The organism is Pseudomonas sp. NPDC008258, assembly GCF_042956345.1.
GTDB lineage: Bacteria > Pseudomonadota > Gammaproteobacteria > Pseudomonadales > Pseudomonadaceae > Aquipseudomonas.
Window position 1 is genome coordinate 51,274 of sequence record NZ_JBIBGE010000003.1, and the last position, 26,856, is coordinate 78,129.

The window sequence follows — 26,856 nt, forward strand, 5'->3', positions numbered from 1 at the left end:
ATGAGCGCACTTGCAAGCAATGTGCAGATAGCGGTAATCGGTGCCGGTGCCATGGGCGCTGGCATTGCCCAGGTCGCCGCCCAGGCCGGTCACCCGGTGAAACTCTATGACAACCGCCCCGGTGCTGCCGCCCAGGCTGTGGCCGGTATTGACCGGCAGCTCGCCCGGCTCGTGGAAAAAGGCAAGTTACAGGCCGCTGAGCGGGAAAGGATCAGCCTGCGGTTGTGCCCGGTCGACACGCTCGAAGCGCTGGCTGATGCCGGCCTGGTGATCGAAGCCATCGTCGAGAACCTGCAGGTCAAGCAGGCGCTGTTCGGTCAGCTGGAAGCCTTGTGCGGCGCCGACTGCATCATCGCCAGCAACACTTCGTCGCTGTCCATCACCAGCCTGGCTGCAGGCCTGGCTCGCCCGCAGCAAGTGGTTGGCATGCATTTCTTCAACCCGGCACCCCTGATGGCGTTGGTTGAGGTGGTTTCGGGGCTGGCAACCGCCCCTGCCGTGGCCGCGTGTATCTACGATACCGCCCAGGCCTGGGGCAAACAGCCGGTGCACACGCGCTCTACGCCGGGCTTTATCGTCAACCGTGTGGCGCGCCCTTTCTATGCTGAAAGCCTGCGGCTGTTGCAGGAAGGTGCAGCCGATTGTGCCAGCCTGGACGCGTTGCTGCGCGATGCTGGCGGATTCCGCATGGGCGCTTTTGAGCTTACTGACCTGATTGGGCACGACGTCAACTACGCCGTCACCTGCTCGGTATTCGATGCTTTTTATGGGGATTTCCGCTTCCAGCCTTCACTGGTGCAAAAAGAACTGGTGGATGCCGGCCGCCTGGGCCGCAAGACTGGCCAAGGCTTTTATAGCTACGAAGAAGGCGCCGAGCGTCCGGCGCCGGCCGAACTGCGCAGCCACGCCAGCGCCGAAACCTGCGTCATCGAGGGGCAGCTGGGTGTGCTGCAGCCTCTGGTCGAGCGCCTGCGCCTGAACGGTATCGCCATAACCCAGCGCGCCGGTAGCGGGCTGATTCAGGTCGGCGATGCCACGCTGGCGCTGTCCGATGGCCGCCTCGCCAGCCAGCGCGCCCGTGAAGACGGCCTGCGCAACCTGGTGCTGCTTGACCTCGCCCTGGATTACAGCACCGCCACGCGCATAGCCGTCAGCTGGTCTGCCGATACCACCGACAGCGCCCGCAACCAGGCCGTGGCGTTGCTACAGCGCGCCGGCCTCAAGGTGACCGCAGTTGCAGACCTGCCGGGCCTTGTGGTGTTGCGCACCGTGGCAATGCTCGCCAACGAAGCCGCAGATGCTGTGCTTCAGGGCGTTGGCAGCGCTGCTGATATCGACCTGGCCATGCGTGCAGGTGTCAACTATCCCTGCGGGCCCCTGGCCTGGGCCGCAATGATTGGCATCCCGAATACCCTGCGGGTGCTCGACAACCTGCAGCGCAGCTACGGCGAAAGCCGCTACCGCCCTTCCCTGTTGTTACGTCGCTGCGAAGCCAAAGGAGGCACACTGCATGACTGAAGTCGAACTGGCACAAGCCTGTGCCGACGCCATGTACGCCCGAGACCCGGCTACCCAGGGCCTGGGCATCAGCCTGCTGGATGCCGGCCCTGGCCGCGCAAGCCTGCGCATGCCCGTACGCGCCGACATGATCCAGGGCCATGGCACCTGCCATGGCGGCTTCCTGTTCGCCCTGGCCGACTCGGCATTTGCCTTCGCCTGTAACAGCTACGACCAGGCCACGGTGGCGCTGGGCTGCAGCATTGATTACCTGGCGCCAGCGCTGCGCGATGACGTGCTCACGGCCGACGCCAGTGAGGTCAGCCGCAAAGGGCGCACCGGCCTCTACGACGTGCGCATTCAGAACCAGCGCGGTGAGCTGGTGGCGATGTTCCACGGTAAGTCCTACAAAGTGCGCGGCACCGTGCTGGCGCAGGAGACGCAAGATGACTGATAACACCCTGGCCGATGCCTTGATCATTGATGCCGTGCGCACCCCCATTGGCCGCTACGCCGGGGCCTTGAGCGGCGTGCGTGCCGACGACCTCGCCGCCATCCCGCTAAAGGCGTTGATCCAGCGCCACCCCGAGCTGGATTGGCAGGCCATCGACGACGTCATCCTCGGCTGTGCCAACCAGGCAGGCGAAGACAATCGCAATGTGGCGCACATGGCCAGTTTGCTCGCCGGCTTGCCGATCGAGGTGCCGGGCACCACCATCAACCGCCTGTGCGGCTCCGGCCTGGACGCCATCGGCAACGCCGCGCGCGCCCTGCGCTGCGGTGAAGCCGGGTTGATGCTGGCCGGCGGTGTGGAATCGATGTCGCGTGCACCGTTCGTGATGGGCAAGTCGGAGCAGGCGTTCGGGCGCTCGGCCGAGCTTTACGACACCACCATCGGCTGGCGTTTCGTCAACCCACAGGTGAAGGCCCGTTACGGCACCGATTCAATGCCGGAAACGGCCGAGAATGTCGCCGAGCAATTCAACATCTCACGCGCCGACCAGGACGCTTTTGCCCTGCGCAGCCAGCACAAGGCAGCAGCAGCCCAGGCGCGCGGTCGCCTGGCGCAGGAAATCGTGCCGGTCGAGATCCCCCAGCGTAAAGGCCCGGCCAAGGTGGTCGAGCATGACGAACACCCTCGCGGGGATACCACGCTGGAGCAACTGGCCCGCCTCGGCACCCCGTTCCGTGAAGGCGGTAGTGTCACTGCAGGCAACGCATCCGGCGTCAACGACGGCGCCTGCGCCTTGTTGCTTGCCAGCAGCGCCGCCGCCCGCCGTCATGGCCTCAAGGCCCGCGGCCGTATCGTCGGCATGGCTGTAGCCGGGGTCGAACCGCGACTGATGGGCATCGGCCCGGTGCCGGCAACCCGCAAGGTACTGGAACTTACAGGGTTGTCGCTGGCCGACCTGGACGTCATCGAGCTCAATGAAGCCTTTGCCGCCCAAGGCCTGGCAGTGTTGCGCGAGCTGGGCCTGGCCGACGACGACCCCCGGGTCAATCGCAACGGCGGTGCCATTGCCCTGGGCCATCCGCTGGGCATGAGCGGTGCCCGCCTGGTCACCACGGCCCTGCACGAGCTGGAAGAAACCGCCGGGCGCTATGCCTTGTGCACCATGTGCATCGGGGTTGGCCAAGGCATTGCCATGGTCATAGAACGCCTCTGAGCGGATCGGGCCATCCGCCTGTTACCGAACCGAACGCAGCCGTATATGCTGCGCTCATGACACTCACCGCACGGCCTGCAACCGGTGCCGTGCGGCGTACAAGAACAATTCGAGTGAAGCCATGAACATGTACCATGATGCCGATCGTGCCCTGCTGGACCCTATGGAAACTGCCAGCGTCGACGCCCTGCGCCAACACCAGCTGGAGCGCCTGCGCTGGAGCCTGAAACACGCCTACGACAACGTGCCGCTGTACCGCAAGCGCTTTGCCGAGTGCGGCGCCCACCCCGACGACCTGCAATGCCTTGAAGACCTGGCGAAGTTCCCCTTCACCGGCAAGAACGACCTGCGTGACAACTACCCCTACGGCATGTTTGCCGTGCCCCAGGAAGAGGTGGTACGCCTGCATGCCTCCAGCGGCACCACCGGCAAGCCGACCGTGGTCGGCTATACGCAGAATGACATCGATACCTGGGCCAATGTGGTGGCCCGCTCGATCCGTGCGGCCGGTGGGCGAAAAGGTGACAAGGTGCATGTCTCTTACGGCTATGGGCTGTTCACGGGTGGCCTTGGCGCGCATTACGGCGCCGAGCGCCTGGGCTGTACGGTAATCCCGATGTCCGGCGGCCAGACCGAGAAGCAGGTGCAGCTGATTCGCGACTTCCAGCCAGACATCATCATGGTCACCCCGTCCTACATGCTCAACCTGGCCGACGAGATCGAACGCCAGGGCATCGACCCGCACAACCTCAAGCTGCGGCTGGGCATTTTCGGTGCCGAACCGTGGACCGACGAGCTGCGCCGCTCAATCGAGCAGCGCCTGGGTATCAACGCCCTCGACATCTACGGCCTGTCGGAAATCATGGGCCCAGGGGTGGCGATGGAGTGCATCGAGACCAAAGACGGCCCGACCATCTGGGAAGACCACTTCTACCCCGAAATCATCGACCCGGTCACCGGAGCGGTTCTGCCAGATGGCCAGCTGGGCGAGCTGGTGTTCACCTCGCTCAGCAAGGAAGCGCTGCCGATGGTGCGCTACCGCACCCGCGACCTTACGCGTCTGCTGCCCGGCACCGCCAGGCCGATGCGGCGCATTGGCAAGATCACCGGCCGCAGTGATGACATGCTGATCATTCGCGGGGTCAACGTGTTCCCGACCCAGATCGAGGAGCAGGTATTAAAAATAAAACAGCTTTCTGAGCTTTATGAGATTCATCTGTATCGCAATGGAAACCTGGACAGTGTCGAGGTGCATGTTGAGTTACGCGCAGAATGCCAGCACCTGGACGAAGCACAGCGCAAGCTGCTGACCGGGGAGCTGACCAAGCAGATCAAGACCTACATTGGCATCAGCACCCAGGTGCACCTGCAGCCCTGCGGTACGCTCAAGCGCTCTGAAGGCAAGGCTTGCCACGTGTACGACAAACGGTTGGCCAGCTGATTCGTTCGGCTGCCTTTTCGGCCCCGGCATTGCCCGGGGCTTTTTTTTGCCTGTGAGAATGCTGGGGGCGCTTTGCGCCCCAATCGCGACACAAGGCCGCTCCCACGTGGGAATGCAGTTTCCTGTGGGAGCGGCCTTGTGTCGCGATTGGGCTGCAAAGCAGCCCCATGGCCGGCAAAGCGATACACAAATCTTATTTGATACACATAAAACTGTTTGACGTTATGTTTTGTATCGCTTACAAATGGCTCATGCCTTAGCAGGAGTCGCAGCACATGTACGCACAGCTAGTGGAAACCGGAGTCAAGCGCGTCAAGGCGCTGGAAGAGATGTCGCCCGAAGAGCGCAACTTCCAGGAAAAGATCGACGCCGAAATCAAGATCGAAGCCAAGAACTGGATGCCCGACGCTTACCGCCAGACCTTGATCCGGCAGATCTCCCAGCACGCCCATTCGGAAATCGTCGGCATGCTGCCAGAAGGCAACTGGGTCACCCGCGCCCCCAGCCTCAAGCGCAAGCTGCAACTGATGGCCAAGATCCAGGACGAAGCCGGCCACGGCCTGTACCTGTACAGCGCCATGGAAACCCTGGGCGCCGACCGTGACGAAGAAATCGCCAAGCTGCACAGCGGCAAGGCCAAGTACTCGAGCATCTTCAACTACCCCACCCTCAGCTGGGCCGACATGGGCGCAGTGGGCTGGCTGGTGGATGGCGCCGCCATCGTCAACCAGGTGGTGTTGCAACGCACCTCCTACGGCCCTTACTCCCGCGCCATGATCCGTATCTGCAAGGAAGAGAGCTTCCACCAGCGCCAGGGCTACGAAATGCTCCTGACCATGATGCGTCAAGGCACCCAGGCCCAACGGGATATGGTGCAGGACGCCATCAACCGCCTGTGGTGGCCTTCGCTGATGATGTTCGGCCCCAGCGACGAACACTCCCCCAACAGCGCCCAGTCCATGGCCTGGAAGATCAAGCGCCAGACCAACGACGAACTGCGCCAGCGCTTCATCGACCAGACCGTGCCGCAACTGGAGTTGCTCGGCTGCACCGCCCCTGACCCTGAGCTGAAGTGGAACGCCGAGCGCGGTCACTACGACTTCGGCGAAATCCAGTGGGACGAGTTCTACGAAGTGCTCAAGGGCAACGGCCCGTGCAACCAGGAACGTGTCGCCACCCGGCGCAAAGCCATCGAGGACGGCGCCTGGGTTCGCGAGGCCGCCGTCGCCTACGCACGCAAGCAACAGAACAAGAACGCCGCCTGAGCGGCGATTGATGCGGAGATCGAAAATGTCTGTCTGGACCCTCTACGAAGTGTTCGTGCGCAGCAAGCACGGCCTTAACCACAAGCACGTTGGCAGCGTTCACGCCGCCGATGCTGCCATGGCCATCGAAAACGCCCGTGAGCTGTACACCCGCCGCAGCGAAGGCGTCAGCCTGTGGGTAGTGCCTTCGGCACTGATCACCGCCTCTTCTCCTGACGAAAAAGACCCGCTGTTCGCCCCGTCGGATGACAAGGTCTACCGCCACGCCAGCTTTTACGAGCTGCCCGACGAAGTCGGACACATGTGAGGTTGGCCATGCACAACGAAGCCCTTATCCCCTACCTGCTGCTGCTTGGCGACAGTGCCCTTGTTCAAGGCCAGCGCCTGTGCGAATGGTGTGGCCACGCCCCGGCCATTGAAGAAGAACTGGCCCTGATGAACGTCGGCCTCGACCTGGTCGGCCAGGCGCGCAACTGGCTGGAATACGCAGCCGAGCTGCTGGACGATGGCCGGGACGCCGACGCCTTGGCCTTCCACCGGGACCAGCGGGCCTACCGCAACCTGCTGTTGGTCGAGCAGCCCAACGGCGATTTCGCCGTGACCATGACCAAGCAGTTCCTTTACGACGCCTGGCACTTCGCCGTGCTGAAGGGGTTGGCTGGCTCCAGCGATGAACGTATCGCTGGTATTGCCGCCAAGGCCTTGAAGGAAGTCACCTACCACCTGCGCCGCTCCAGCGAGTGGGTACAGCGTTTGGGTGGCGGCACGGAGGAAAGCCGCCAGCGCATGCTTGCCGCCATTCCGGCTCTGTGGCGTTTCACGGTCGAGTTGACGGCTGGCAGCGACAACGAAGTGCAACTGGCAGCAGCGGGCATCGCTGCTGACTCCGCTGCTGTTGGCGCAGCCTGGCTCAAGCAGGTGAGCGAAACCTTCGCCTCGGTCGAGCTGCCGCTGCCCAAGGCTGCCAGCCACTTCTACCTGGATGGTCGCAAAGGCTTGCACACCGAGCACCTGGGCCTGCTGCTGGCCGAGATGCAGTTCCTGCCAAGGGCCTACCCCGATGCAACCTGGTGAGCTGATTGCCGGCGACCGTGGTGCGCGGGCGCCACGCGGCGATGACCTGGCCCGGGCCTGGGAGGTCCTGGCCCAGGTCATGGACCCGGAAGTGCCCGTGGTCAGCGTGGTCGACCTGGGGATTGTCCGCGACCTGGACTGGCGCGCCGGCCACTTGCACCTGGTGGTCACTCCGACTTACTCGGGCTGCCCGGCCACCGAAGTGATCGAAGGCGATATCCGGCAAGCACTGGAGCAGGCGGGTTTTGCCGCGCCGGACCTGGAGCGGCAGCTGACCCCGGCGTGGAGTACCGACTGGATCAGTGCGCTGGGCCGTGAACGCCTGCGCGCCTACGGCATCGCCCCGCCGCAAGGCAGCGCCAGCAAGCGCAGCCTGCTTGGTGACGCGCCGCAGGTGTGCTGCCCCCAGTGCAGCAGCGCCCATACCGAATTGCTCAGCCAGTTCGGCTCCACCGCGTGCAAGGCGCTATACCGTTGCCGCGAGTGCCTGGAGCCGTTCGACTATTTCAAATGCATTTGAGCCGTGGAGAACGCCATGAGCCAGTTTCACAGCCTGACCATCAAGCAAGTGCGCAACGAGACCCGTGATGCGGTATCGATTGCCTTCGACGTGCCCGAGCACCTGCAAGCACAGTTTCGCTTCACCCAGGGCCAGTACCTGGTCATGCGTACCCAGCTGGACAACGAAGAGGTCCGCCGTTCCTACTCCATTTGCAGTGCCGTGCAGGACGGCGAGCTGCGCGTGGCTGTCAAGCGTGTGCCAGGCGGGCGCTTCTCGGCGTTTGCCAATGAAGTGCTCAAGGCAGGCCAGCAACTGGACGTGATGCCGCCTTCCGGCAGCTTCTACGTGCCGCTGGACCCGACCCGTCAGGGTAATTACCTGGGTGTGGCTGCTGGCAGTGGCATTACCCCGATCCTGTCCATCATCGGTACCACGTTGGCCAGCGAGCCGCACAGCCGCTTCACCCTGCTGTATGGCAATCGCTCCAGTTCGGGGGCCTTGTTCCGCGACAAGCTCGAGGACCTCAAGAACCGCTACCTCGACCGGTTGAACCTGATTTTCGTGTTCAGCCGCGAGCAGCAGGATGTTGACCTGTACAACGGCCGCATCGATGCCGACAAGTGCGGCCAGCTGTTCTCGCGCTGGCTGGACGTGCCAGGCCTGGACGCCGCCTTCATTTGTGGCCCGCAGGCAATGACCGAAACCGTACGCGACAGCTTGCAGGCCAATGGCCTGGGCAAGGAGCGCATTCATTTCGAACTGTTTGCCGCGGCCGGCAGCGAAGCCCGCCGTGAGGCCCGTGAAGCAGCGCGCCAGGTGGACTCGGCGCTCAGCCATATCACAGTAATCAGCGACGGCCGCGCCCTCACCTTCGACTTGCCACGCAACACCCAGAACGTACTGGACGCCGGCAATGCCATCGGCGCAGAACTGCCCTACTCGTGCAAGGCCGGTGTTTGCTCTACCTGCAAGTGCCGGGTAATCGAGGGCGAAGTGGAAATGGACAGCAACCACGCGCTGGAGGACTACGAAGTGGCGGCCGGGTATGTGCTGTCGTGTCAGACCTACCCGGTGAGCGACAAGGTGGTCCTCGACTTCGACCAGCTCTGACACCGGGTCGCCTTCTTCGCGGGCGCGCCCGCTCCCACTGGGATAGCACAGGCCTCAAATACGCCGCCGCACCTGTGGGAGCGGGCATGCCCGCGAAGAGGCCATCAGCACCACCGCAACACCCGCGTGACCTCACATAAAACAATTACAACACCCAGAGATCGCAACCCATGACACCCGAACGCATAGAGAGCATCGCCAACCACCCCGACTTCCAGCACCTGGTGCGGCGCAAGCGCCGCCTCAACGGCAGCCTGACCCTGGCGATGCTGGTGATCTACTACGGCTTCGTCCTGCTGGTGGCGTTCTCCCCCAGCACCCTCGGCCAGTCCCTCAGCGGCGGCGTGACCACTGTCGGCATGCTGGTGGGCGTGCTGATGGTGCTGCTGTCTTTCGCCCTGACGGGTATCTACGTACACCGCGCCAACAACGTACTCGACCCGCTCAACGACAAGGTCAAGCAGGAGTGCGCACAATGAACTGGACTGCCATTTCGATGTTCATGGTGTTTGTCTGCTTCACCCTGCTGGTCACCCGCTGGGCGGCCCTGCGCACCCGCTCCGCCAGCGATTTCTATACCGCTGGCGGGGGCCTGACCGGCATGCAGAACGGCCTGGCGATCGCTGGCGACATGATCAGCGCCGCGTCTTTCCTGGGCATTTCCGCGATGATGTTCATGAACGGCTATGACGGCCTGCTGTACGCCCTGGGCGTGCTGGCCGGCTGGCCGATCATTCTGTTCCTGATCGCCGAACGCCTGCGTAACCTGGGCAAGTACACCTTCGCCGACGTGGTCAGCTATCGTTTGGCGCAAACCCCGGTTCGTCTCACATCGGCGTTCGGCACCCTGGTGGTTGCGTTGATGTACCTGGTGGCGCAGATGGTCGGCGCCGGCAAGCTGATCGAGTTGCTGTTTGGCATCAGCTACCTGTACGCGGTGATGCTGGTGGGCGTGCTGATGGTTGCCTACGTTACCTTCGGCGGCATGCTCGCCACCACCTGGGTGCAAATCATCAAGGCAGTGATGCTGTTGTCGGGCACCAGCTTCATGGCCTTCATGGTGCTCAAGCACTTCGGCTTCAGCACCGAAGCCATGTTTGCCAGCGCCGTGGCCGTGCATGCCAAGGGCCAGGCGATCATGGCACCGGGTGGCTTGCTGTCCAACCCGGTGGATGCCATTTCCCTGGGCCTGGGCATGATGTTCGGCACCGCCGGCCTGCCGCATATCCTGATGCGCTTCTTCACGGTCAGCGATGCCAAGGAAGCACGCAAGAGCGTGTTCTACGCCACCGGCTTCATTGGTTACTTCTACCTGCTGCTGATCATTGTCGGCTTTGGCGCCATCGTGATGGTCGGCACCGAGCCGTCCTACCGCGATGCCACCGGCGCGATCATCGGCGGCGGCAACATGGTCGCGGTCCATTTGGCCCAGGCGGTGGGCGGCAACTTGTTCCTGGGATTCATCTCTGCCGTGGCGTTCGCCACCATCCTGGCGGTAGTCGCCGGCCTGGCGCTGTCGGGTGCGTCGGCCGTGTCCCACGACCTGTATGCCTGCGTAGTGCGCCAAGGCAAGGCCACCGAACAGGAAGAAATGCGCGTGTCGCGTATCGCTACCCTGCTGATCGGCCTGCTGGCGGTGTTGCTCGGCCTGATGTTCGAGTCGCAGAACATCGCCTTCCTCTCCGGCCTGGTGCTGGCGGTCGCTGCCTCGGTCAACTTCCCGGTGTTGTTGCTCTCGATGTTCTGGAAAGGCCTGACCACCCGCGGCGCGGTGTGCGGCAGCATGGCCGGCCTGGTATCGGCGGTAGTGCTGGTGGTACTGGGCCCGGCGGTGTGGGTCAACGTACTGCACAACGAGAGTGCGCTGTTCCCGTACAGCAACCCGGCGTTGTTCTCCATGAGCCTGGCCTTCCTGAGTGCCTGGGTGTTCTCGGTTACCGACAGTTCGGAACGAGCCAGCGAAGAGCGCGGCCGCTACCTGGCCCAGTTCATCCGCTCCATGACCGGGATCGGCGCCGCCGGCGCCAGCAAGCACTGACCTCAAGGACGATCAACCATGTCGGGTAAAACAACAACAATGAACCGCACGCACTTCATGTCAGCCGCCTGGCTGGCCACCCTCGCCCTGCCTTTGCCGGCGATGGCAGACTTCATCGGCGACAGCCACGCACGCCTGGAGCTGCGCAACCACTACATCAACCGAGACTTCCGCCAGAGCAATGCGCCCCAGGCCAAGGCCGAGGAATGGGGCCAGGGCTTTACTGCCAAGCTCGAGTCGGGCTTCACCGATGGCCCGGTCGGCGTTGGCGTCGACGCCATGGGCCAGCTGGGTATCAAGCTCGACTCCAGCCGCGATCGCCGTAATACCGGCCTGCTGCCCTTCGGCCCTAACAGCCACGAACCGGTCGACGATTACAGCGAGCTGGGCCTTACCGGCAAGGTACGTGTATCCAAGAGCACCTTGCGCCTGGGCACGCTACAGCCGATCTTGCCGGTGGTGGTCTACAACGACACCCGCCTGTTGGCGTCCACCTTCCAGGGTGGCCTGCTTACCAGTCAGGACATCAATGGCCTCACCTTCAATGGCGGCCGTCTGACCAAGGCCAACCTGCGCGACTCCTCGGGCCGCGACGACATTGGCTACGGCGCCGCCAGCAGCGACCACCTGGATTTCGGCGGTGGCAGCTACGCCATTACCCCGCAAACCAGCATCAGCTATTACTACGCCAAACTCGAAGACATCTACCGCCAGCAGTTTGTCGGCCTGATCGACACCCGCCCCTTGAGCGAAGGCGTGAGCCTGCGCAGCGACCTGCGCTACTTCGACAGCCGCAATGACGGCGCCGAACGTGCCGGCAACATCGACAACCGCAACTTCAACGCCATGTTCACCCTCGGCGTACGGGCGCACAAATTCACCGCCACCTGGCAACAGATGTCGGGCGACAGCGCCTTCCCGTTCGTCAATGGTGGCGACCCGTTCACCGTCAACCTGGTCACCTACAACACCTTCACCCGCGCCGGGCTCGACTCGTGGCAAGTGCGCTACGACTACGACTTCGTGGCCATGGGTATCCCCGGCCTCAGTTTCATGACGCGCTATACCGATGGCCGCCACGCCGAAACCGCCACCGTCAGCAATGGCCGCGAGCGTGAACGCGATACCGATATCACCTACGTCATCCAGAGCGGGCCGTTCAAGGACGTGAGCCTGCGCTGGCGCAACGTCACCTTCCGTTCCGGCAATGGCCTGACCAACGCCGTGGACGAAAACCGCCTGATCATCGGCTACACCCTGGCGCTGTGGTAACAGCGCCCCCTCAATTTGAACAGCATGGAGAACAGCATGTCTGCCGCCCCTACTCTGCAAAGCTTCATCGCCGGCCGCTGGCTGGGCCAGCACGGCGCCCAGGCCCTGCGCAGCGCCCTTGATGGCCACGTCCTGGCCTACAGCCACGAGGAGCGCCCGGACTTCGCCGAAGCCGTGGACTTCGCCCGTGCCCGTGGCCTCGCCAGCCTGATGGCCATGGACTTCCAGCAACGCGCTGCACGGCTTAAAGCGCTGGCCCTGTACCTGGCCGAGCGCAAGGAACAGCTATACGCCCTGTCGCACCACAGCGGCGCCACCCGTGCCGACAGCTGGATCGACATCGAAGGTGGTAACGCCACGCTGTTCGCCTATGCCGGCATCGGCAGCCGTGAGCTGCCGTCGGGCAACCTGGTGCACGAAGGCCCGGCCATCCCGCTGGGCAAACAAGGCCATTTCGCTGGCAGCCACATCCTGGTGCCACGTGCGGGCGTTGCGGTGCACATCAACGCCTTCAACTTCCCCATCTGGGGCATGCTGGAGAAATTCGCGCCGACCTTCCTGGCTGGCATGCCTTGTATCGTCAAGCCAGCGACTTCCACCAGCTACCTGACCGAGGCCGTCGTCCGCCTGATGAACGCCTCTGGCCTGCTGCCAGAAGGCAGCCTGCAACTGGTCATTGGCAGCACCGGCGACCTGCTGGAGCGCCTGCTGGGCCAGGACGTGGTGACCTTCACCGGTTCTGCCGATACCGCCGCCAAACTGCGCGTCACGCCGAACCTGATACGCAATTCGGTGCCGTTTACCGCCGAAGCCGACTCGTTGAACTGCGCCATTCTCGGCCCGGACGTCACCCCGGACAGTGACGAGTTCGACCTGTACATCAAGGAAGTGGTGCGGGAAATGACCACCAAGGCCGGGCAGAAATGCACCGCCATCCGCCGTGCCATCGTACCGGCCAAACACATCGACGCAGTTGCCACGCGCCTGCGCGAGCGGCTGGGCAAGGTAGTGGTCGGTGATCCGTCGGTGGAAGGCGTGCGCATGGGCGCCCTGGCCTCCCACGACCAGCAGCAGGACGTGGCCGAGCGGGTGCGCAGCTTGCTGCAAAGCTGCGATCAGCTGTTCGGCGCCAGCGATGGTTTTGCTCCGCGCGGCGAAGGTGTGGCTGAGGGCGCGTTCTTTGCCCCGACCCTGTTGCAGGCTCGCAACCCGCATGCCGTAGGCGGTGCCCACGATATCGAAGCGTTCGGCCCGGTCAGCACCCTGATGGCCTACGATGACCTTGACGAGGCACTGGCCCTGGCCGCACGTGGCAAAGGCAGCCTGGTGGCGACCCTGGTCACCGCCGACCGCAGCGTGGCCGCCAAGGCCATTCCAGTGGCTGCCGCCTGGCACGGCCGGCTGCTGGTGCTCGACAGCGAAGCCGCCAAGGAGTCCACCGGCCACGGCTCGCCGCTGCCACAGCTCAAGCATGGCGGCCCGGGGCGTGCGGGGGGCGGTGAAGAGCTGGGCGGCCTGCGTGCGGTCAAGCACTACTTGCAGCGTGCCGCGGTGCAAGGTTCACCGAGCATGCTCACGGCGGTGACTGGCGAGTATGTGCGTGGCGCTGAAGTGATCGAGACTGAAGTGCACCCGTTCCGCCGCTACTTCGAGCAATTGCGCATCGGCGAGTCGCTGCTTACCCACCGTCGCACCGTGACCGAAGCCGACCTGGTCAATTTTGGTTGCCTGTCGGGCGACCACTTCTACATGCACTTTGACGAAATCGCTGCCAAGGAATCGCAGTTCGGCAAGCGCATTGCCCACGGCTACTTCGTGCTGTCGGCGGCAGCCGGGTTGTTTGTATCGCCCGGCGCGGGGCCAGTGCTGGCCAACTATGGCCTGGATACCCTGCGTTTCATCAACCCGGTGGGCATTGGCGACACCATCCAGGCGCGGTTGACCTGCAAACGCAAGATCGACCAGGGCAAGACCAGCCCGCTGGGCCAGCCGCAGGGTGTGGTGGCCTGGGATGTGGAGGTGACCAACCAGCTGGGCGAACTGGTGGCCAGTTATGACATCCTGACCCTGGTGTTGAAGCAGCCACTGTAATGGTTTGAGCCCGCTCCCCCAGGGACCGCACATCCCTGTGTGAGCGGGCAAGCCCGCGAAGAGGCCCGCACAGGCCACATAAAGGCCAAAGGCCACCTCGTACATCTGCCCTAATCGCCCCTCACCCCCCTCGGCGTTATAGTCCAGTGATAACAACGCCAAGGAAGCCCCCACCATGCACCCCTTCAAGCTAGCCCTCAGTACCGCCCTGCTGCTCGGCATCGCCGGCTGCCAGACCATCAAGCCCTCCGAAGACACCCTCAAGCAGCGTACCGAGTTCATTCTCAACACCAAGGTGTCGAAAGTCGCCGATGTACGTAATGACAGCACCCTCACCTACTACACCGCCACCACCGCCAAAGGCCAGTACGAGTGCCAGATGCCCAGCGGTGGCATCGTCGCCGTAGCCGGCATGGGCCTGTACGAGCCGACGCCGACCTGCATGAAGGAAGGCCAGGCCCTCATCCTGCAATAAACCCACCCCGCGCCCCGTGCCGGCCTAGTTGGCCGGCGCCGCCGTTTCCTCGCGCAATGCGCGCAAGGCCGCACGCAGTTCAGCTGGGCGCACCGGTTTGGAAAGCACAGCGATATTGCGCTCATGCACCACTGCCTGGATTTTCTCCGTGTCATGCCCCGTCATGATCAGCGCGGGCACGTCCCACCCACGCTGCGCCCTCAGTTGGTCGATGCAGTCGACCCCGGTTGCCTCCCGCCCCAGGTCGTAATCGGCGACGATCACCTCACAATCACTGCTCAGCCCCACGGGCGAGCTGTGCGCATCCACCTCGCAGCCCCAGCGCTGCAGCAGTGCCGTGGTCGCCCTCAGCACGTTGTGGTCGTCTTCCACCAGGCACACACGCAAACCGCCGAGCAGGCCCGGGGCTGCATGCGCACGATCAACCGGCACCTGCGCCGGTTGCGCGCACAGCCGTGGCAGGCCCTGCAAGCTTACCGCCGTGCCGTGCCCTGGCCGCGAGCGCAACTTTACCTCCAGGCCCATCAGGCGCCCAAGCCGGCGCACGATCGACAGGCCCAACCCTACGCCTTCAACATCAGTGTCACGCACCTGGCGCACCCGGTAGAACTCTTCGAATACCAGCCGCTGGTGGGCTTCATCAATGCCTCGGCCCTGGTCGTAGATAACGATGGCCAAACCCTCGGCACAGCGCCGCACCCCCAGCAGCAGGGGCCGATGAGCTGCATATTTGAAGCTGTTCGACAATACGTTCTGCACCATGGTGGCCAACATGCCGCGGTCGGCACGGGTCCAGTGGCGGCAAGGCCGCAAGCGAATGGTCACGCCCGCCCAGCGGGCGGCCTCGCTGTTCTGTTGCAGCAGGTCAGCCAGGAACGCATCCAGGGCAAACACCTCGTACCTGGGTTGTGCCCGCCCGTTGTCCAGTGTGTACAGGTCGAGAATCGAGCGAAACAGCTGCGACACGTTGAGCAGCGAGCGGTCGATGCTGTCCACCAACCGACGCTCCTGCTCGCCCAGTGGCGCATCGCGCAGGCAGGCCGTAAACAGGCCGATGGAATGGATCGGCTGGCGCAGATCATGGCTGGCCTGGGCCAGGAAGCGCGATTTTTCGCGGTTGGCAGCAGCGGCCAGCTCCGAGGCCTTGCGCGTGCGCTCCAGCAACAGGTGCGCATAGATCGGGATCACCGTGCTGGTGGTGAGCAGCATCAGCACCATGAACGGGTTGGCTTGCCAGTAAGGCGTGATCTGGTACACCACCAGCAACGCCGCCAAGGCCAGCACCGTGGCAATTGCCAGGTAGCGCGAGCCAAAGCGCATGCCATTACCCAGGTTCACCCACACCATCACCGCATAGATCGGCAGGGCCGCATCGCCACCGACCACCAGGCCGAAGCAGGTGCCGGTGTAGTCATGCACCATGCCCAGCACGCGTCGCCAGGGGTAATGCCCGGGCCAATGGGCGATGGCCTGGCGCAAGCCGATGGACACCACTATGAAAATCGCGATGTAGTAGATGATCGGCAGGTGAGGCGCATGCGAGCGGCCCGGGAGAAAGCCCAGCATGGTGATGTAGGCAAGCGCGCAGCAGGCAACGATGACGCGCAGGTTGGCTTGATCGAGTTCGTTGTTCTTGTCCAGGTCCATGGCCAGTGTCCTTGTGCACAGGGTCGCATTACTGCCCTCCATGGGCAGCGCCCTCCCTGCGTGGCTGCTAAATTAGCATGCTCCGGTCCACCTACGGCTACAGGGAGTTGCCAGGCGTGACGTGTCGCATCATCGTGGCGGATGACCATCCGCTGTTCAGGGAAGCCCTGTCGCGCACCGTGCAGCGCGTGGTGCCGGGCGCCCGTGTGGAAGAAGCCGGTTGCCTTGATGAAGTGTTGCTGCTGGCCAGCACCGGCGAGGCCGCCGATACCCTGATCCTGGACCTTCGCTTCCCCGGGCTGGTAGATATCCCGTGCCTGGCTCGCTTACGTCAACAGCTGCCGCGCACCACGCTGATCATTGTGTCGATGGTCGATGACCCCGCCATCGTCGAGCAGGTCATGCAAGCCGGAGTTGACGGGTTTGTCGGTAAAAGCATTGCGGCAGAGGAAATGGGCGCAGCCATCCTGGCCATTCGCAATGGCGAAGTGCTGGTCAGGTATGCGCCCTCGGGTTTCTTGCCGAATCGTGGTGGTGGGCCTGGAGGTGAGTGTGCAGTGGAACAGCTCACGCAGCGCCAGCACGACGTCTTGCGGCTGATCGCCCAAGGCAAGACCAACAAGGAAATAGCCAGGGCCCTCGACATCTCGCCGTTTACCGTGCGTATTCACGTGTCTTCACTGCTCAAGGCGCTCGGCGTCAGCTCGCGTACCGCGGCCGCCGTGAAGTACACCGGCAGCTGACGCCGGTGCGCGCTCTCCCGGTCAGACCGCTGCTGCCGGGTCCTGCGCCGACGGGTTCGGCCTGCTGCCCGAAACCCTCCAGGTTACAGCGGTGATGCCGTAGCGCTCGGCCATCGGCCGGCTGATCTTCCTGATTTTCTCGCGCCCGAACTTGGGAATGATACCAATGCCCGCATCGCAACTTGCCCAATGCCAGGCCTCGGCGTTGTCCAGGCGCTCCAGACGAATGATGAAACTGCGCGGCTGGCCATGCAGTTGGTAGTCGATGATGTACAGCTGTGGGCTAGGCATCGCAGGGGCCTCCTCTTCTCCATGGATGACACCCTGATTGATCCGGGCACGGCGAGAAGATTCAAAATTTTGTCGAATAACCGGAATCAATGGTATCCGCCACCCCGGTGGAAGCAGGTTTACCTGGAAAATGGCCGGTACGGGTACCTGCTAAGCATGCACACTCCACTGAACCGCCTGCGCCTCGATCGGCATTTCATCAATGGCATGGATCATCCCGTTCTCCAGCGCCTCCCGTGGCCCCAGTATCCGTGGATACGCCATCAGGTAACGCGGCACATCCAGCACCTCGGTGGCGCCCTGGGTGCGTTCGGCCACGATCTGTGCATACAGGCGCAAATCGTAATCCAGGCTCATCGCATACTCCGCCATCCGCGAATGGTCCACCGAACCGTGCAAGGTCCAGTGGAACGGGTGGAACAGGAACTTGCTGTAACTGCATGCCGTGCGCCGTTGCCCGGCCAGGAACAGGATATTGCCCATCGACTCGACCGTGCCCAGGTTATGGGTATGCACCTCCACCGGCAGTGCCCGCAGGAAGTTGTACAGGGTAAACCCGTAGCTGCACTCGCCCCCCATGGTGGCGATGTTCAGTTGCAGGATCTCGGCCCCCTGCTGCAACGCCCGCGAACAGGTGTTGATCAGGTTGCCGCAGGTCGACGAGTTGATCGGCCCGGTAAAGTGAATGATATGTCTGGCCATGCTTGCCTCCAGGGTTATGCGGTGGAAACGTCAACAGCCGCAAAGTTCAACCCGGGTTGGGCAATGCGCGAAATCGTTCCCGCACTTGAAGGCGTTATTGGCCCGCACTCACACCTGGCTGAAAAGCACCCGCTTGAACGCTTCTGCAGCCAGGAGTACCTGCACCGCCCAATCTGCTGCGGCATCGCTGCCCGCATCATCGGAAATGTATTTCAGGCACACGAATGGAATGCCTTCACTGCGTGCGATCAGCGCCAGCACGTAGGCTTCCATGTCGACCACGTCATAAGGCGCGTCACCGTGGTTGACCTCGAAGCTGTCACCGCTGCCACAGGTTTCCAACGGCAGGCCCTGAATGACCGACCCGTGTTCCAGCACTACCGGGGTATCCGACAAAGGGGTCTGGTAGCGGTCGAAGCCCAGTGGAGTCACATCCATGTCGCGTTGCACGAAGCGGTTGCAACACACTACTTCGCCTTTGCCGTGGCGCTGACTGCCAGCCGATCCAAGGTTGACGATCAACTTTGGCTTGCGCGCCGCAATCGCCTTGGTCAGGGCAATGGCGGCATTGACCTTGCCGATACCGGTGAACACCGTGTTCACCTCGGTGAATACATCGCCCGCCTCGGCTTCGAGGGCGAAGACGAACAGCGTGTCATCCAGGGAAGTGTCGGGGAATTGCTGGGTCAGCATCATGGAGCAAGGATTTCCGAGTGGCTGCAAGGGGCGCGGCCATTGTCGGCCAACCCCGGGTAAATGCAACCCCTTGCCCATTGCAGTGCCAGGTCGCCCCGGCACTGCATGCAGGTCAATTACGAGCGGCCACCCTTGCGGCCGGACTCGCGATCATGCGGCATGTTGCTGCCAGAGGACTGGCCGCCCTTGCGGCCGGCTTCGGAGGCCTTTTCACGGTCATTGGCGAAGTTGCCTGGGTTCTTGTTGCCGCCTTGGCTGCCTTGTTGGTTACCGGTGCGGCTGTTTTCTTTGTTGGCCATGGTCTTCAAACCTCATATGACTTCGGAGTGCACGGCAGCTGCCGTACACAAGTTCGGAGTTCAGCCATATGGAGGGATTCGTTTTATCGCCATGGGTTCGGACCGGTGGCGTTAAATAAGTGACAACGCCATATTTGGTGCGCCTGTCAGTCGTGCGATGGGCTATCCAGGCGAGCCTGGCGGCGGCCCAGCCAGCCCCCCGTCGCTGCCCAGCCCAACGCAATCAGCGCGCCAATGAGCATGGCCAACTGCGGGTGCTCGCCCATCACGTCCAGGGCCCGTTTGATCCAGCCGCTTAAGGCATCGCCACCCCGGTAGACCACCGTGTCGATGAAGTTCTTGGCCTTGTACTTGTCCTCTGCCGGTAGCACGGTGAACAGCATTTCCCGCCCGGGCCGCACCAGCGCATACTCACCCGCCCGGCGTACCACCATCACCACCACGAATACGGCGAACACGGGCGCCAGTGCCAGCCACAGGAAGCCTGCGGCCATTACCAAGGGCACCGCTACCAGTAACACCCCCACGCCCAGCCGGCGGGCCAGGCGCCCGGTCAGGAACACCTGGGTGAGAATGGCCAGGGCTTGCACCACGGTATCGATCAGGCCGAATACCTGGGTTTGTCGCGTACGGTCGGTGAAGGTCTCGCTGACAATGCGCGCCTGCTCGAAATACAGAAAGGTGCTAACGCTGGCCAGCAGCACCACGAACAGGGCAATGCCCAGCAGGTACGGGGAGCGCAGCACGGCAGTGGCGCCGGCAAACGGGTTGCCGCCCAAAGGCCGCGAATCCGGGCGCTCAGAATGCGCCTGCATGGGTTGCTTCACTCGCCAGCGTTGCAGGAACAGGGTCGCGCCGATACTGCCAAGCAAAAAGGCCGCCGCCAGCACCAGCAACCCGGCATGGCCCAGTGGGGCTACCAGCAAAGTACCGAGTATGGGGCCAGTCAGCCCGCCCAGGCTGGCCCCGGCTGCCAGCAAGCCGAACAGGCGCTTGCCCTGCCCGGTAGAAAACAGGTCGGCGAGCACGCTCCAGGCCAGGGAAATGGTCAGCAGGTTGAATACCGACAGCCAGATGTAGAAGGCCCGGGCGGTCCACAAATTGTCAGCGTTGCTGGTAAACAGCACGGCGAAAAGCAACAGGTTGCTGGCGAAGAACCCGTAGGTCCAGGGCAGGATGTGCCTGCGCTGCACCCTGGACGCCAGCCAGCCGAACAGCGGCAGGCATGCCAGGGTGGCGATGAAGGTGCCGGTGAACAGCCATTGCAGGTTGTCCACGCCACCGGCAATGCCCATGGTTTCCCGTACCGGGCGCAGCATGAAGTAGCCGGTGAACAGCAGGTAGAACAGCAGCAGGCCGGCGACTACCGCAGGGCCTTCGCCGGGCTGGATGTTCAGCCCCTGGTCCAGGCGCCGCCGCCACGCCTGCATGATGTCAGGCAAACTGCTTGATCAGCGCCTGTTGCTGCGCCTGGGTGAGCAAGGGGTCATGGCCAGCCTTTAGCTGGTCGAGCTGGCGGTCGGGCCGCCCGGTCGCAGGAATGACCGTGGTCACCGCCGGGTGGCTGATGGCGAACTTGAGAAACAGCTGCGCCCAGCTGCCGATCCCCGCCTCTGCCGCCCAGCCAGGCAACGCCTGATCCTTGACCCGGGCGAACAGGCGGCCATCGTCGAAGGCCCTGTTGATCAGCACCGCCACGCCTTTGTCCTGGCATAGTGGCAGCAGTTCACGCGCGGCATCAGGCGCGTTCACCGAGTAGTTGATCTGGATGAAGTCCAGCGGCTGGCTGCGCACGATTCGGGCAACTTCGTCCTGGCCGCTGTTGAGGTAGTGAGTGATGCCCACATAACGGGTCTTGCCCTGCTGCTTCAGCTCGCGGGCGTAAGGCAGTTGGGTCTGCCAGTCGCGCAAGTTGTGGATTTGCAGCAGGTCGACCTTGTCGGTACGCAGGCTCTTCAGGCTGCCGGCCCATTGCACTTGCGCGTCGGCCCGGCTGTCGGCGGCGATCTTGGTGGCAATGAAGCACTGCCGGTGCCAGCCGCCCTCTTCCAGCAGTTGGCCCAGAATGCTATCGGCACCCCCATAGTTGGGCGAGGTGTCGATCACCCGTCCACCGCCGTCGAAAAACGCCTTTAGCACGCTTTTAAGCTGCTGATACTGGGCTGAGCCTGCGTCTACTTCAAAGCTGCCGGAAGTACCGGCACCGATCACCGGCAGCGCTTCCCCTGTGGACGGTACCTTACGGGTCAGCAAACCTGCCGGGGCGGCGGCGTGCAGCCAAGGGCTTGCGGCCAACAAGCCCAACGTGGCGCCCGCGCGTAGGACATCACGACGTGCGTACATGGAAAAGCTCCCGTCATGAATCGGAAACTTTCAAGGCTAGCCGCTCTGCCCCGCGCTGCCGGGTGATTCTGTATCTGGATGTTTAGTTATCAGGCGTGCAACAGTTGGCTCAGGTCGACACCCGCCTCGCCCATTGGCGGGCACCAGTAATAGCCGCCGGTCAGCGGCCGGCTGAAACGGTACAGGCCGTCGATGATGCCATCCTCAAGCCCGCTCATGCGCCGCAGCTGCACTTCGAACGCATCGAAGCTGTGCCCCAGGGCGACGAAGGCCAGGCCGGCGCCGCGCTGGTCGGCCCAGGCCACCGAACGACGGACCATGAACGCTTCGGGGTCGAAGCTTTCCTGCGCAGTACGCTTGACGTGCGCGGACTCGGGAGCGTCATCCAGTTCTTCATTGTCGCTGAGGCGGCGGCCAATGATGTTGTCTTGGTCGGCCTGGGGCAGCGACTTGAAGTACTCCAGGTCGTGCTTCCACAGCTGGAATGCAGCAAAGCTGGAACCGTCGGCAGCAATGGCCGCTTGCACAGCATCCTCGTCCACCGGGTTTTCGGTGCCATCTTCATAGCCTGTCAGGTCGTGGCCACCCCGGTGCAGGAAGCCATCAACGCTGTCTGCCAGGCCCAGCGCCGGTGCCAGCGCCTTTTCCAGGGCCTGGGCGCGCAGCAGCAGGTCACCACGCTCGTTACCGCGCAGCCACAGCCACAGGGCGTGCTGGGTGCTTGGGTTTTCCACGGCGGCATCCAGCAGCGGGAAGGCGCGCAGGCCTGGCACTGCACGGCCCAGGGCCTTGGCCAGCGGGGCACCGATACCCAGGATCAGCTGTTCGCCATCGACCTGTGGCAGCAAGGCATCCAGTGCGCCAGGCAAAGCCTCGGGCGACTGCAGGGTGAAGAACAGGTGGCGGGCGTGGGCCGGCACCGGGGTGGCAAGCAGACCTTGCTGGAACGGCATGACAGGCTAATCCTCGGTAAAAACCGAAATGCTACTGCGCCTGCAGCCCTACTGCAATGCGGCATGCAGCCTCGGTAACCGCTGCGCGCGGTAACAAACAGTTACCAACAGCTGGCCCTTTGCGATTAGCTATCAATCAGCGCCCGCCTACACTCTTCGGGATCCTTCGCCCGAGAGACCGCTCATGACTGCCTCGCCCTTGCTCACAGCCTTTCTGCCGCTTGCCCTGGGTATCATCATGCTTGGCCTCGGGTTGTCACTGACCCTGGCCGACTTTGCTCGCGTGGTGAAATACCCCAAGCCGGTGGTGGTGGGCCTGGCCTGCCAGATCCTGCTGCTGCCGCTGGTGTGCTTCCTGATCGCCAACGGCTTTGGCCTGGAGTCTGCCCTGGCGGTAGGGCTGATGTTGCTGGCCGCCTCGCCGGGCGGCACCACGGCCAACCTGTTCAGCCACCTGGCCCACGGTGATGTGGCGTTGAATATCACCTTGACGGCCGTCAACTCGCTGATCGCGATCCTGACCATGCCGCTGCTGGTAAACCTGTCGCTGAGCTGGTTCATGGCCTCGGACCAGGCCATTCCGTTGCAGTTCGCCAAAGTCCTGCAGGTGTTTGCCATTGTCCTGCTGCCGGTGGCATTGGGCATGCTGATTCGGCATTTTGCCCCGGCATTTGCAGCGCGCATGGAAAAGCCGATGAAGCTGGTGGCTGCGCTGTTCCTGGCCTTCACCATCGTCCTGGCCCTGGCCAAGGACTGGCAGACCGTGGTCGAGTACGCACCGCTGGTTGGGCTGGCGGCGCTGTTGTTCAACGTGCTGAGCCTGGCCGTGGGCTACTGGGTGCCCCGCATGTTGAACATCCCTAAACGCCAGGCGATTGCCATTGGCATGGAAATCGGCATTCACAACGGCACTTTGGCGATTGCCCTGGCGCTGAGCCCTTCACTGCTGAACAACGCGACCATGGCGGTACCAGCGGCCCTGTACAGCCTGATCATGTTCTTCACGGCGGCGGGGTTCGGCTGGTGGGTTAGCCGGGGGCATGTGGCGGCTCAGCCTGAAGGCGGAACTGTGAATCAGGGCTGATGGCTTCTTCGCGGGTAAACCCGCGCCTGGGGTTACCGCAGCCTGTCATGCCAGTGCAGTACCTGCGAGATTGCCCAGCCCGTGGCGCAGAGAACTGATGCCGGGCGCACCGCGTACCCTGTGGGAGCGGGCGTGCCCGCGAAAAATCCAACGCCGAGCATGGCACCGGCTGCGCCGGTGTTCGCGGGCTTGCCCGCTCCCACAGGATTCTCTGCTAAATCAGATAGGTACGACTCTTGCCACAGGAGCGGGTTCACCCGCGAAGGGGCCCGATCAGGCTGTCACGAAGGTTTGCGGTTACTTCGCAGCCGCTGTTTCAACACCTTCAACGGCGGCGCATAGAAAAAACCGAACGACACACTCCCCGTGCGCCCCTTCACCGCATGGTGCAACTGGTGCGCACGGTGCAAGCGCTTGAGGTAGCGGTTGACCGGCTTTGGCTTGTGCGGCCAATGCCTGTGGAAGAACCCGTCATGGGCCACGACATACAACAGGCCGTACCCCGCCACACCAGCACCCACCCACTGCAAGGGTGCGTAACCACTCTTGCCCAAGGCCACCAGCGCTGTGGCGATCAGCCCCAGGGCCACCAGGTACAGGTCGTTGGTTTCGAGCATGCCCAGCTGTGGCTCATGGTGCGAGCGGTGCAGCCACCAGCCCCAGCCATGCATGATGTACTTGTGAGCCAGCGTACCAACGCCCTCCATGGCCACCAGGGTGCCGAGCAGCACGGCGAGATTGAACAGCATGGAACGGTCCGGGTGATGGCGAAGGAAGCCGCAAGGGTACCGATTGCCTGCTGTTTTTTCCATGCAGGCGTGACCGGCTGTATACATGGGCCCGATGAAGCTATTGTCATGCTTTTGCCCTTGACCTCAGGATTTTGCCTGGGCCAATAGCAGCCTGGGGCTTTAAAGCCGCTTACGGCTCGACATCCGCCACCACTTCGCCTGCCACACAGTACCCGTCCCGCCCCTGTCGCTTGGCCTGGTACAACGCCGCATCCGCCGCCGCCATAAGGCCTTCGGCAGTGCAGCCCTGCCGCGCCAGGTCGCCCACTGCGATCCCTGCGCTGAAAGAAACGCGACCCAGCGGGCTACCCGCATGCTCAAGCATCAACCGCCGTAACAGCTCCTGCAGGTCCTGCACCAACACCTCTGCCCCGCGGGCATCGGTATCGGGCAGCAACAGCGTAAATTCCTCACCGCCATAGCGCACGGCCAGGTCTGCCGGGCGCTTCAGCGCCTGTTGCAGCAGTTCGGCAAAGCGCCGCAGGCATTGGTCACCGGCTGGGTGGCCATATCGGTCGTTGTAGGCCTTGAAGTGATCAAGGTCGAGCATTACCAGCGCCAGTGGGTAACCCTGCCTGCGTGCGCGTCGCAATTCTGGTTCGAACACCGCATCCAGCCGCCGGCGGTTGCCCAGCCCGGTCAGGCTGTCGGTCAGGGCCAGCGCTTTCAGTGTCTGGTGCGCCTGGTGCAGTGCCCGTTCGATGATGATGCGTTCGCGCAACTGGCGTAGTACCACACCGCCAAACGCCGCCAGGCCCACCAGCAACAACAGCAGCACGGCCACAGACTTGATTGCGTCGTGCCGCCAAGGCGCAACGATTGATTCCCGCGACAAACCTGCCTCCACCACCAGCGGGTAGCTGGAAAGTGCCCGGTAGCCATAAAGCCGGGTGGTGCCATCGACCACGGCAACGGCCTCGGCAACCCCTTCCGAGGCGTACGGCAAGTGATTGCGGAAGATCTCGCTGTTGGCCAGGCTACGGCCTACCACCTGCTCTACGAAAGGCCGGCGTACCAGAATGGTACCGTCGCGTTTTGCCAGCACCAGTGCGCCACGCTCGTCAATCTTGAAGTCGCCGTAGTAACGCACGAACCACTCCACCTTGATGGTGCCCAGCAGCACGCCGGCAAAGCGGCCGTCGGCATACTCCAGGCGCCTGGAAATGGGGATGATCAGGTCGCCGGTGGAGCGGCTGCGCACCACCGAGCCGATATGGACGTTACGGTCGGCATGGGTGCGGTGGTAAACGAAGTAGTCGCGGTCGGCGTTGTTGGCATTGGGCGGGATGGCCGCCCGGTCTGTAACGATCCAGCGGCCATCCGGGCCATACACGAACAGCCCGTGCAATTGCGGCATGATGCTTTTCTGCTGGGCCAGCAAAGCGTGCAGGCGTGGTCGATCGATGTGCTCAAAGCCATCGCCTTCAAGGCGCTCGGCCAAGGCAGCGGTAATGGCGTCGACCTGGCGGATAGCGTCTTCGGCATGCTGCGCCGTGGCCCGGGCCAGGTTGGTGACCATGTTTTCGGCATTGCTGAAGGCATGCCGATAGTCGCGCCAGATGCGCCAGCCCTCGACCAGTCCGAACGCCAGCATCACTACCAGCATGAATGCCAGCACCAGGCGGAACAGCGCCACGGCGCGGCCCTCGCCAGTTACCGCGATGAGCCCGTCATCATCCTGTTTCCTGGCTGCACACATTGAAATCCCTGGTCATGCCGCATTCACCGCCTTTCACTATAGTTCAGCGCCACCTGCAACTACGGGCAATTGCGCCCTGCATTGTGCCAACGCGTCATCACGGTTTTTCAGGTGCTCCTCAAGCCGTTGCAGCTGGCGAGCTTGCTCGGCGCACAGGTCGCGCCGTTGCTCCAGGCTTTGCGCTTGCACATCCAGCTGCCGGCGCATTTCTTCGCTGGCGCCCTGGGCCTGGGCCAGGATCGTACGCAGGCCTTGGATCTGCGCATCGCGTTGTTCCAGCAACTCGTCCTGTGCCCGGCATTCGCTGGCGGCCTGGCGATGCTCACCCAGCAAGCGCTCGTTATCACGGTGCAGGCGGGTCAGTTCGTCCTGTTTGACGATCATGCCCTGCTGCAGTTGGCGCACCTCCACCTGCATCTGCTGCAACTGCGCTTCGTGGCGGCGCTGTTCCTGCTCGCGCTGTTCACGGCTGGCCGTGCGGTAGTGCTCCAGCGCATCGCGAGAATGGCGATGCTTGTCTTCCAGCGACTTGACCTGCTCGTCCTTGTCCGCCAGGCGCACCTGCAATTCACCCAGCGACTGGTTGAGGCTGGCACTGCGAAGCTGTTCGGCCTGCAGTGTGCTTTGCGTGGACAACAGCTTTTCTGTCTCGGCGGCCAATGCCGCTGCATCGATCTTGTGTTGCTGATGCGCAGCAGCCAGTGCCTGTTGTGCGATTTCCAGCTGCGCCTCAAGCGTTTCCCGCTGTTGAGTGAAGGTGCTTTCGGCCTGCTCGATATGCAGGTCAGCCTCATCCTGCAACTGGGTTGCCAATTGCCCGACCAGGCGGCTCAACACATCGCTCAGCGCGGCGCCACCTTCAGAAGCCACTGGCTGCTGGCCGTTCAGCTCTTTCAGGTAGCGGTGAATCGTGGTCTTGGAGCCGGTATTGCCCAGCTCGATACGTATGGCATCGATGCTGGGGTTCTCGCCACGGGCAATCAGCGCCTGACGCGCCTGCTGCACTACAACCTTGTTTATACCGCCCCGGGCCATGCTTGCTCCTACGATTTTGTACTGTGTTATGTACCATGTAATTACGTACCAATTATGGCGACATCAAAACGCACCTGCAAATACTTCCTCACATGGAATAATCACGGCTTATCGCATGTTAGAGCCATTTTTAGCCGAAAC

25 protein-coding genes and 2 pseudogenes are annotated in these 26,856 nt (G+C 63.1%); 16 read left to right on the forward strand and 11 right to left on the reverse strand.

The features are described 5' to 3' along the window. From paaH to ACFY9W_RS03195, 14 genes and pseudogenes are all read left to right on the forward strand, one after another. Positions 1–1,518 carry a 3-hydroxyacyl-CoA dehydrogenase PaaH gene (paaH, locus tag ACFY9W_RS03130; RefSeq protein WP_391125611.1) on the forward strand — a complete coding sequence of 506 codons (1,518 nt, stop codon included), beginning with the start codon at positions 1–3 and terminating at the stop codon, positions 1,516–1,518. Then, complete coding sequence (gene paaI, locus ACFY9W_RS03135) at positions 1,511–1,951, forward strand: hydroxyphenylacetyl-CoA thioesterase PaaI (protein WP_391125614.1); 441 nt, start codon at positions 1,511–1,513, stop codon at positions 1,949–1,951. The genes paaH and paaI overlap by 8 nt, the downstream gene beginning before the upstream one ends. Further along, positions 1,944–3,164 carry a 3-oxoadipyl-CoA thiolase gene (gene pcaF, locus ACFY9W_RS03140; protein ID WP_391125617.1) on the forward strand — a complete coding sequence of 407 codons (1,221 nt, stop codon included), beginning with the start codon at positions 1,944–1,946 and terminating at the stop codon, positions 3,162–3,164. The genes paaI and pcaF overlap by 8 nt, the downstream gene beginning before the upstream one ends. A gap of 121 nt (positions 3,165–3,285) precedes the next feature. Further along, positions 3,286–4,605 (forward strand): phenylacetate--CoA ligase PaaK, encoded by a 1,320-nt coding sequence (gene paaK, locus ACFY9W_RS03145; RefSeq protein WP_391125620.1) that lies wholly within the window; start codon positions 3,286–3,288, stop codon positions 4,603–4,605. A 275-nt stretch (positions 4,606–4,880) separates the two neighbouring features. After that, positions 4,881–5,870, forward strand: coding sequence for a 1,2-phenylacetyl-CoA epoxidase subunit PaaA (gene paaA / locus ACFY9W_RS03150; protein WP_391125623.1), 990 nt, complete (start codon positions 4,881–4,883; stop codon positions 5,868–5,870). 25 nt (positions 5,871–5,895) lie between these two features. After that, complete coding sequence (gene paaB / locus ACFY9W_RS03155) at positions 5,896–6,177, forward strand: 1,2-phenylacetyl-CoA epoxidase subunit PaaB (RefSeq protein WP_004374528.1); 282 nt, start codon at positions 5,896–5,898, stop codon at positions 6,175–6,177. A gap of 8 nt (positions 6,178–6,185) precedes the next feature. Continuing rightward, positions 6,186–6,944 carry a 1,2-phenylacetyl-CoA epoxidase subunit PaaC gene (gene paaC / locus ACFY9W_RS03160; protein ID WP_391125626.1) on the forward strand — a complete coding sequence of 253 codons (759 nt, stop codon included), beginning with the start codon at positions 6,186–6,188 and terminating at the stop codon, positions 6,942–6,944. Beyond that, on the forward strand, positions 6,931–7,464 hold the full coding sequence (paaD, locus tag ACFY9W_RS03165; RefSeq protein WP_391125629.1) for a 1,2-phenylacetyl-CoA epoxidase subunit PaaD: 534 nt from the start codon (positions 6,931–6,933) through the stop codon (positions 7,462–7,464). Before paaC ends, paaD begins: the two co-directional genes overlap by 14 nt. 15 nt (positions 7,465–7,479) lie before the next feature. After that, positions 7,480–8,556, forward strand: a complete 1,077-nt coding sequence (paaE, locus tag ACFY9W_RS03170; RefSeq protein ID WP_391125632.1) for a 1,2-phenylacetyl-CoA epoxidase subunit PaaE — start codon at positions 7,480–7,482, stop codon at positions 8,554–8,556. Between the two features lie 170 nt (positions 8,557–8,726). Further along, positions 8,727–9,035 (forward strand): DUF485 domain-containing protein, encoded by a 309-nt coding sequence (locus tag ACFY9W_RS03175; protein WP_012272262.1) that lies wholly within the window; start codon positions 8,727–8,729, stop codon positions 9,033–9,035. Beyond that, positions 9,026–10,594, forward strand: a pseudogene (locus tag ACFY9W_RS03180) (cation acetate symporter); the annotation flags it as partial. The gene ACFY9W_RS03175 and the pseudogene ACFY9W_RS03180, both read left to right, overlap by 10 nt. A gap of 39 nt (positions 10,595–10,633) precedes the next feature. Continuing rightward, positions 10,634–11,866, forward strand: coding sequence for an OprD family outer membrane porin (locus ACFY9W_RS03185; protein WP_391126135.1), 1,233 nt, complete (start codon positions 10,634–10,636; stop codon positions 11,864–11,866). A gap of 36 nt (positions 11,867–11,902) precedes the next feature. Beyond that, positions 11,903–13,957, forward strand: coding sequence for a phenylacetic acid degradation bifunctional protein PaaZ (gene paaZ / locus ACFY9W_RS03190; protein ID WP_391125636.1), 2,055 nt, complete (start codon positions 11,903–11,905; stop codon positions 13,955–13,957). Between the two features lie 175 nt (positions 13,958–14,132). Continuing rightward, complete coding sequence (locus ACFY9W_RS03195) at positions 14,133–14,432, forward strand: hypothetical protein (protein WP_391125640.1); 300 nt, start codon at positions 14,133–14,135, stop codon at positions 14,430–14,432. A 24-nt stretch (positions 14,433–14,456) separates the two neighbouring features. On the opposite strand, the gene ACFY9W_RS03200 is transcribed toward ACFY9W_RS03195, so the two are convergent. Next, complete coding sequence (locus tag ACFY9W_RS03200) at positions 14,457–16,079, reverse strand: ATP-binding protein (protein ID WP_391125643.1); 1,623 nt, start codon at positions 16,077–16,079, stop codon at positions 14,457–14,459. 116 nt (positions 16,080–16,195) lie between these two features. Here ACFY9W_RS03200 and ACFY9W_RS03205 point away from each other — a divergent pair, with 116 nt between their 5' ends. Continuing rightward, positions 16,196–16,822 (forward strand): LuxR C-terminal-related transcriptional regulator, encoded by a 627-nt coding sequence (locus ACFY9W_RS03205; protein WP_391125646.1) that lies wholly within the window; start codon positions 16,196–16,198, stop codon positions 16,820–16,822. 21 nt (positions 16,823–16,843) lie between these two features. Here ACFY9W_RS03205 and ACFY9W_RS03210 read toward each other — a convergent pair whose 3' ends face one another. From ACFY9W_RS03210 to ACFY9W_RS03240, 7 genes and pseudogenes are all read right to left on the reverse strand, one after another. Then, positions 16,844–17,113: a DUF6555 family protein gene (locus ACFY9W_RS03210; protein ID WP_391125649.1), complete on the reverse strand. Its 270-nt coding sequence runs from the start codon at positions 17,111–17,113 to the stop codon at positions 16,844–16,846. 150 nt (positions 17,114–17,263) lie between these two features. Then, the gene (locus tag ACFY9W_RS03215) at positions 17,264–17,815 is read right to left on the reverse strand and encodes an ATP-dependent Clp protease proteolytic subunit (RefSeq protein ID WP_391125652.1); all 552 of its coding nucleotides are present in this window, start codon (positions 17,813–17,815) and stop codon (positions 17,264–17,266) included. Positions 17,816–17,923: 108 nt separating this feature from the next. Further along, complete coding sequence (locus ACFY9W_RS03220) at positions 17,924–18,511, reverse strand: nucleosidase (RefSeq protein WP_391125654.1); 588 nt, start codon at positions 18,509–18,511, stop codon at positions 17,924–17,926. A gap of 116 nt (positions 18,512–18,627) precedes the next feature. Further along, positions 18,628–18,753, reverse strand: a pseudogene (locus ACFY9W_RS03225) (general stress protein); the annotation flags it as partial. A 203-nt stretch (positions 18,754–18,956) separates the two neighbouring features. Beyond that, a complete protein-coding gene (locus tag ACFY9W_RS03230; RefSeq protein WP_391126138.1) occupies positions 18,957–20,240 on the reverse strand; it encodes an MFS transporter in 1,284 nt (427 codons plus the stop codon). Between the two features lie 4 nt (positions 20,241–20,244). After that, positions 20,245–21,153, reverse strand: coding sequence for an aldo/keto reductase (locus ACFY9W_RS03235; RefSeq protein ID WP_391125657.1), 909 nt, complete (start codon positions 21,151–21,153; stop codon positions 20,245–20,247). Between the two features lie 89 nt (positions 21,154–21,242). Continuing rightward, the gene (locus ACFY9W_RS03240; RefSeq protein WP_391125660.1) at positions 21,243–22,106 is read right to left on the reverse strand and encodes a Dyp-type peroxidase; all 864 of its coding nucleotides are present in this window, start codon (positions 22,104–22,106) and stop codon (positions 21,243–21,245) included. 184 nt (positions 22,107–22,290) lie between these two features. Between ACFY9W_RS03240 and ACFY9W_RS03245 the strand changes: the two genes are divergently transcribed. After that, on the forward strand, positions 22,291–23,190 hold the full coding sequence (locus tag ACFY9W_RS03245; protein ID WP_391125663.1) for a bile acid:sodium symporter: 900 nt from the start codon (positions 22,291–22,293) through the stop codon (positions 23,188–23,190). Between the two features lie 281 nt (positions 23,191–23,471). On the opposite strand, the gene ACFY9W_RS03250 is transcribed toward ACFY9W_RS03245, so the two are convergent. From ACFY9W_RS03250 to ACFY9W_RS03260, 3 genes are all read right to left on the reverse strand, one after another. Next, complete coding sequence (locus ACFY9W_RS03250) at positions 23,472–23,939, reverse strand: sterol desaturase family protein (RefSeq protein WP_391125666.1); 468 nt, start codon at positions 23,937–23,939, stop codon at positions 23,472–23,474. Between the two features lie 172 nt (positions 23,940–24,111). Beyond that, on the reverse strand, positions 24,112–25,680 hold the full coding sequence (locus ACFY9W_RS03255; RefSeq protein ID WP_391125669.1) for a diguanylate cyclase: 1,569 nt from the start codon (positions 25,678–25,680) through the stop codon (positions 24,112–24,114). 36 nt (positions 25,681–25,716) lie between these two features. Then, complete coding sequence (locus ACFY9W_RS03260) at positions 25,717–26,715, reverse strand: DNA-binding protein (protein WP_391125671.1); 999 nt, start codon at positions 26,713–26,715, stop codon at positions 25,717–25,719. Positions 26,716–26,856: the final 141 nt, after the last annotated feature.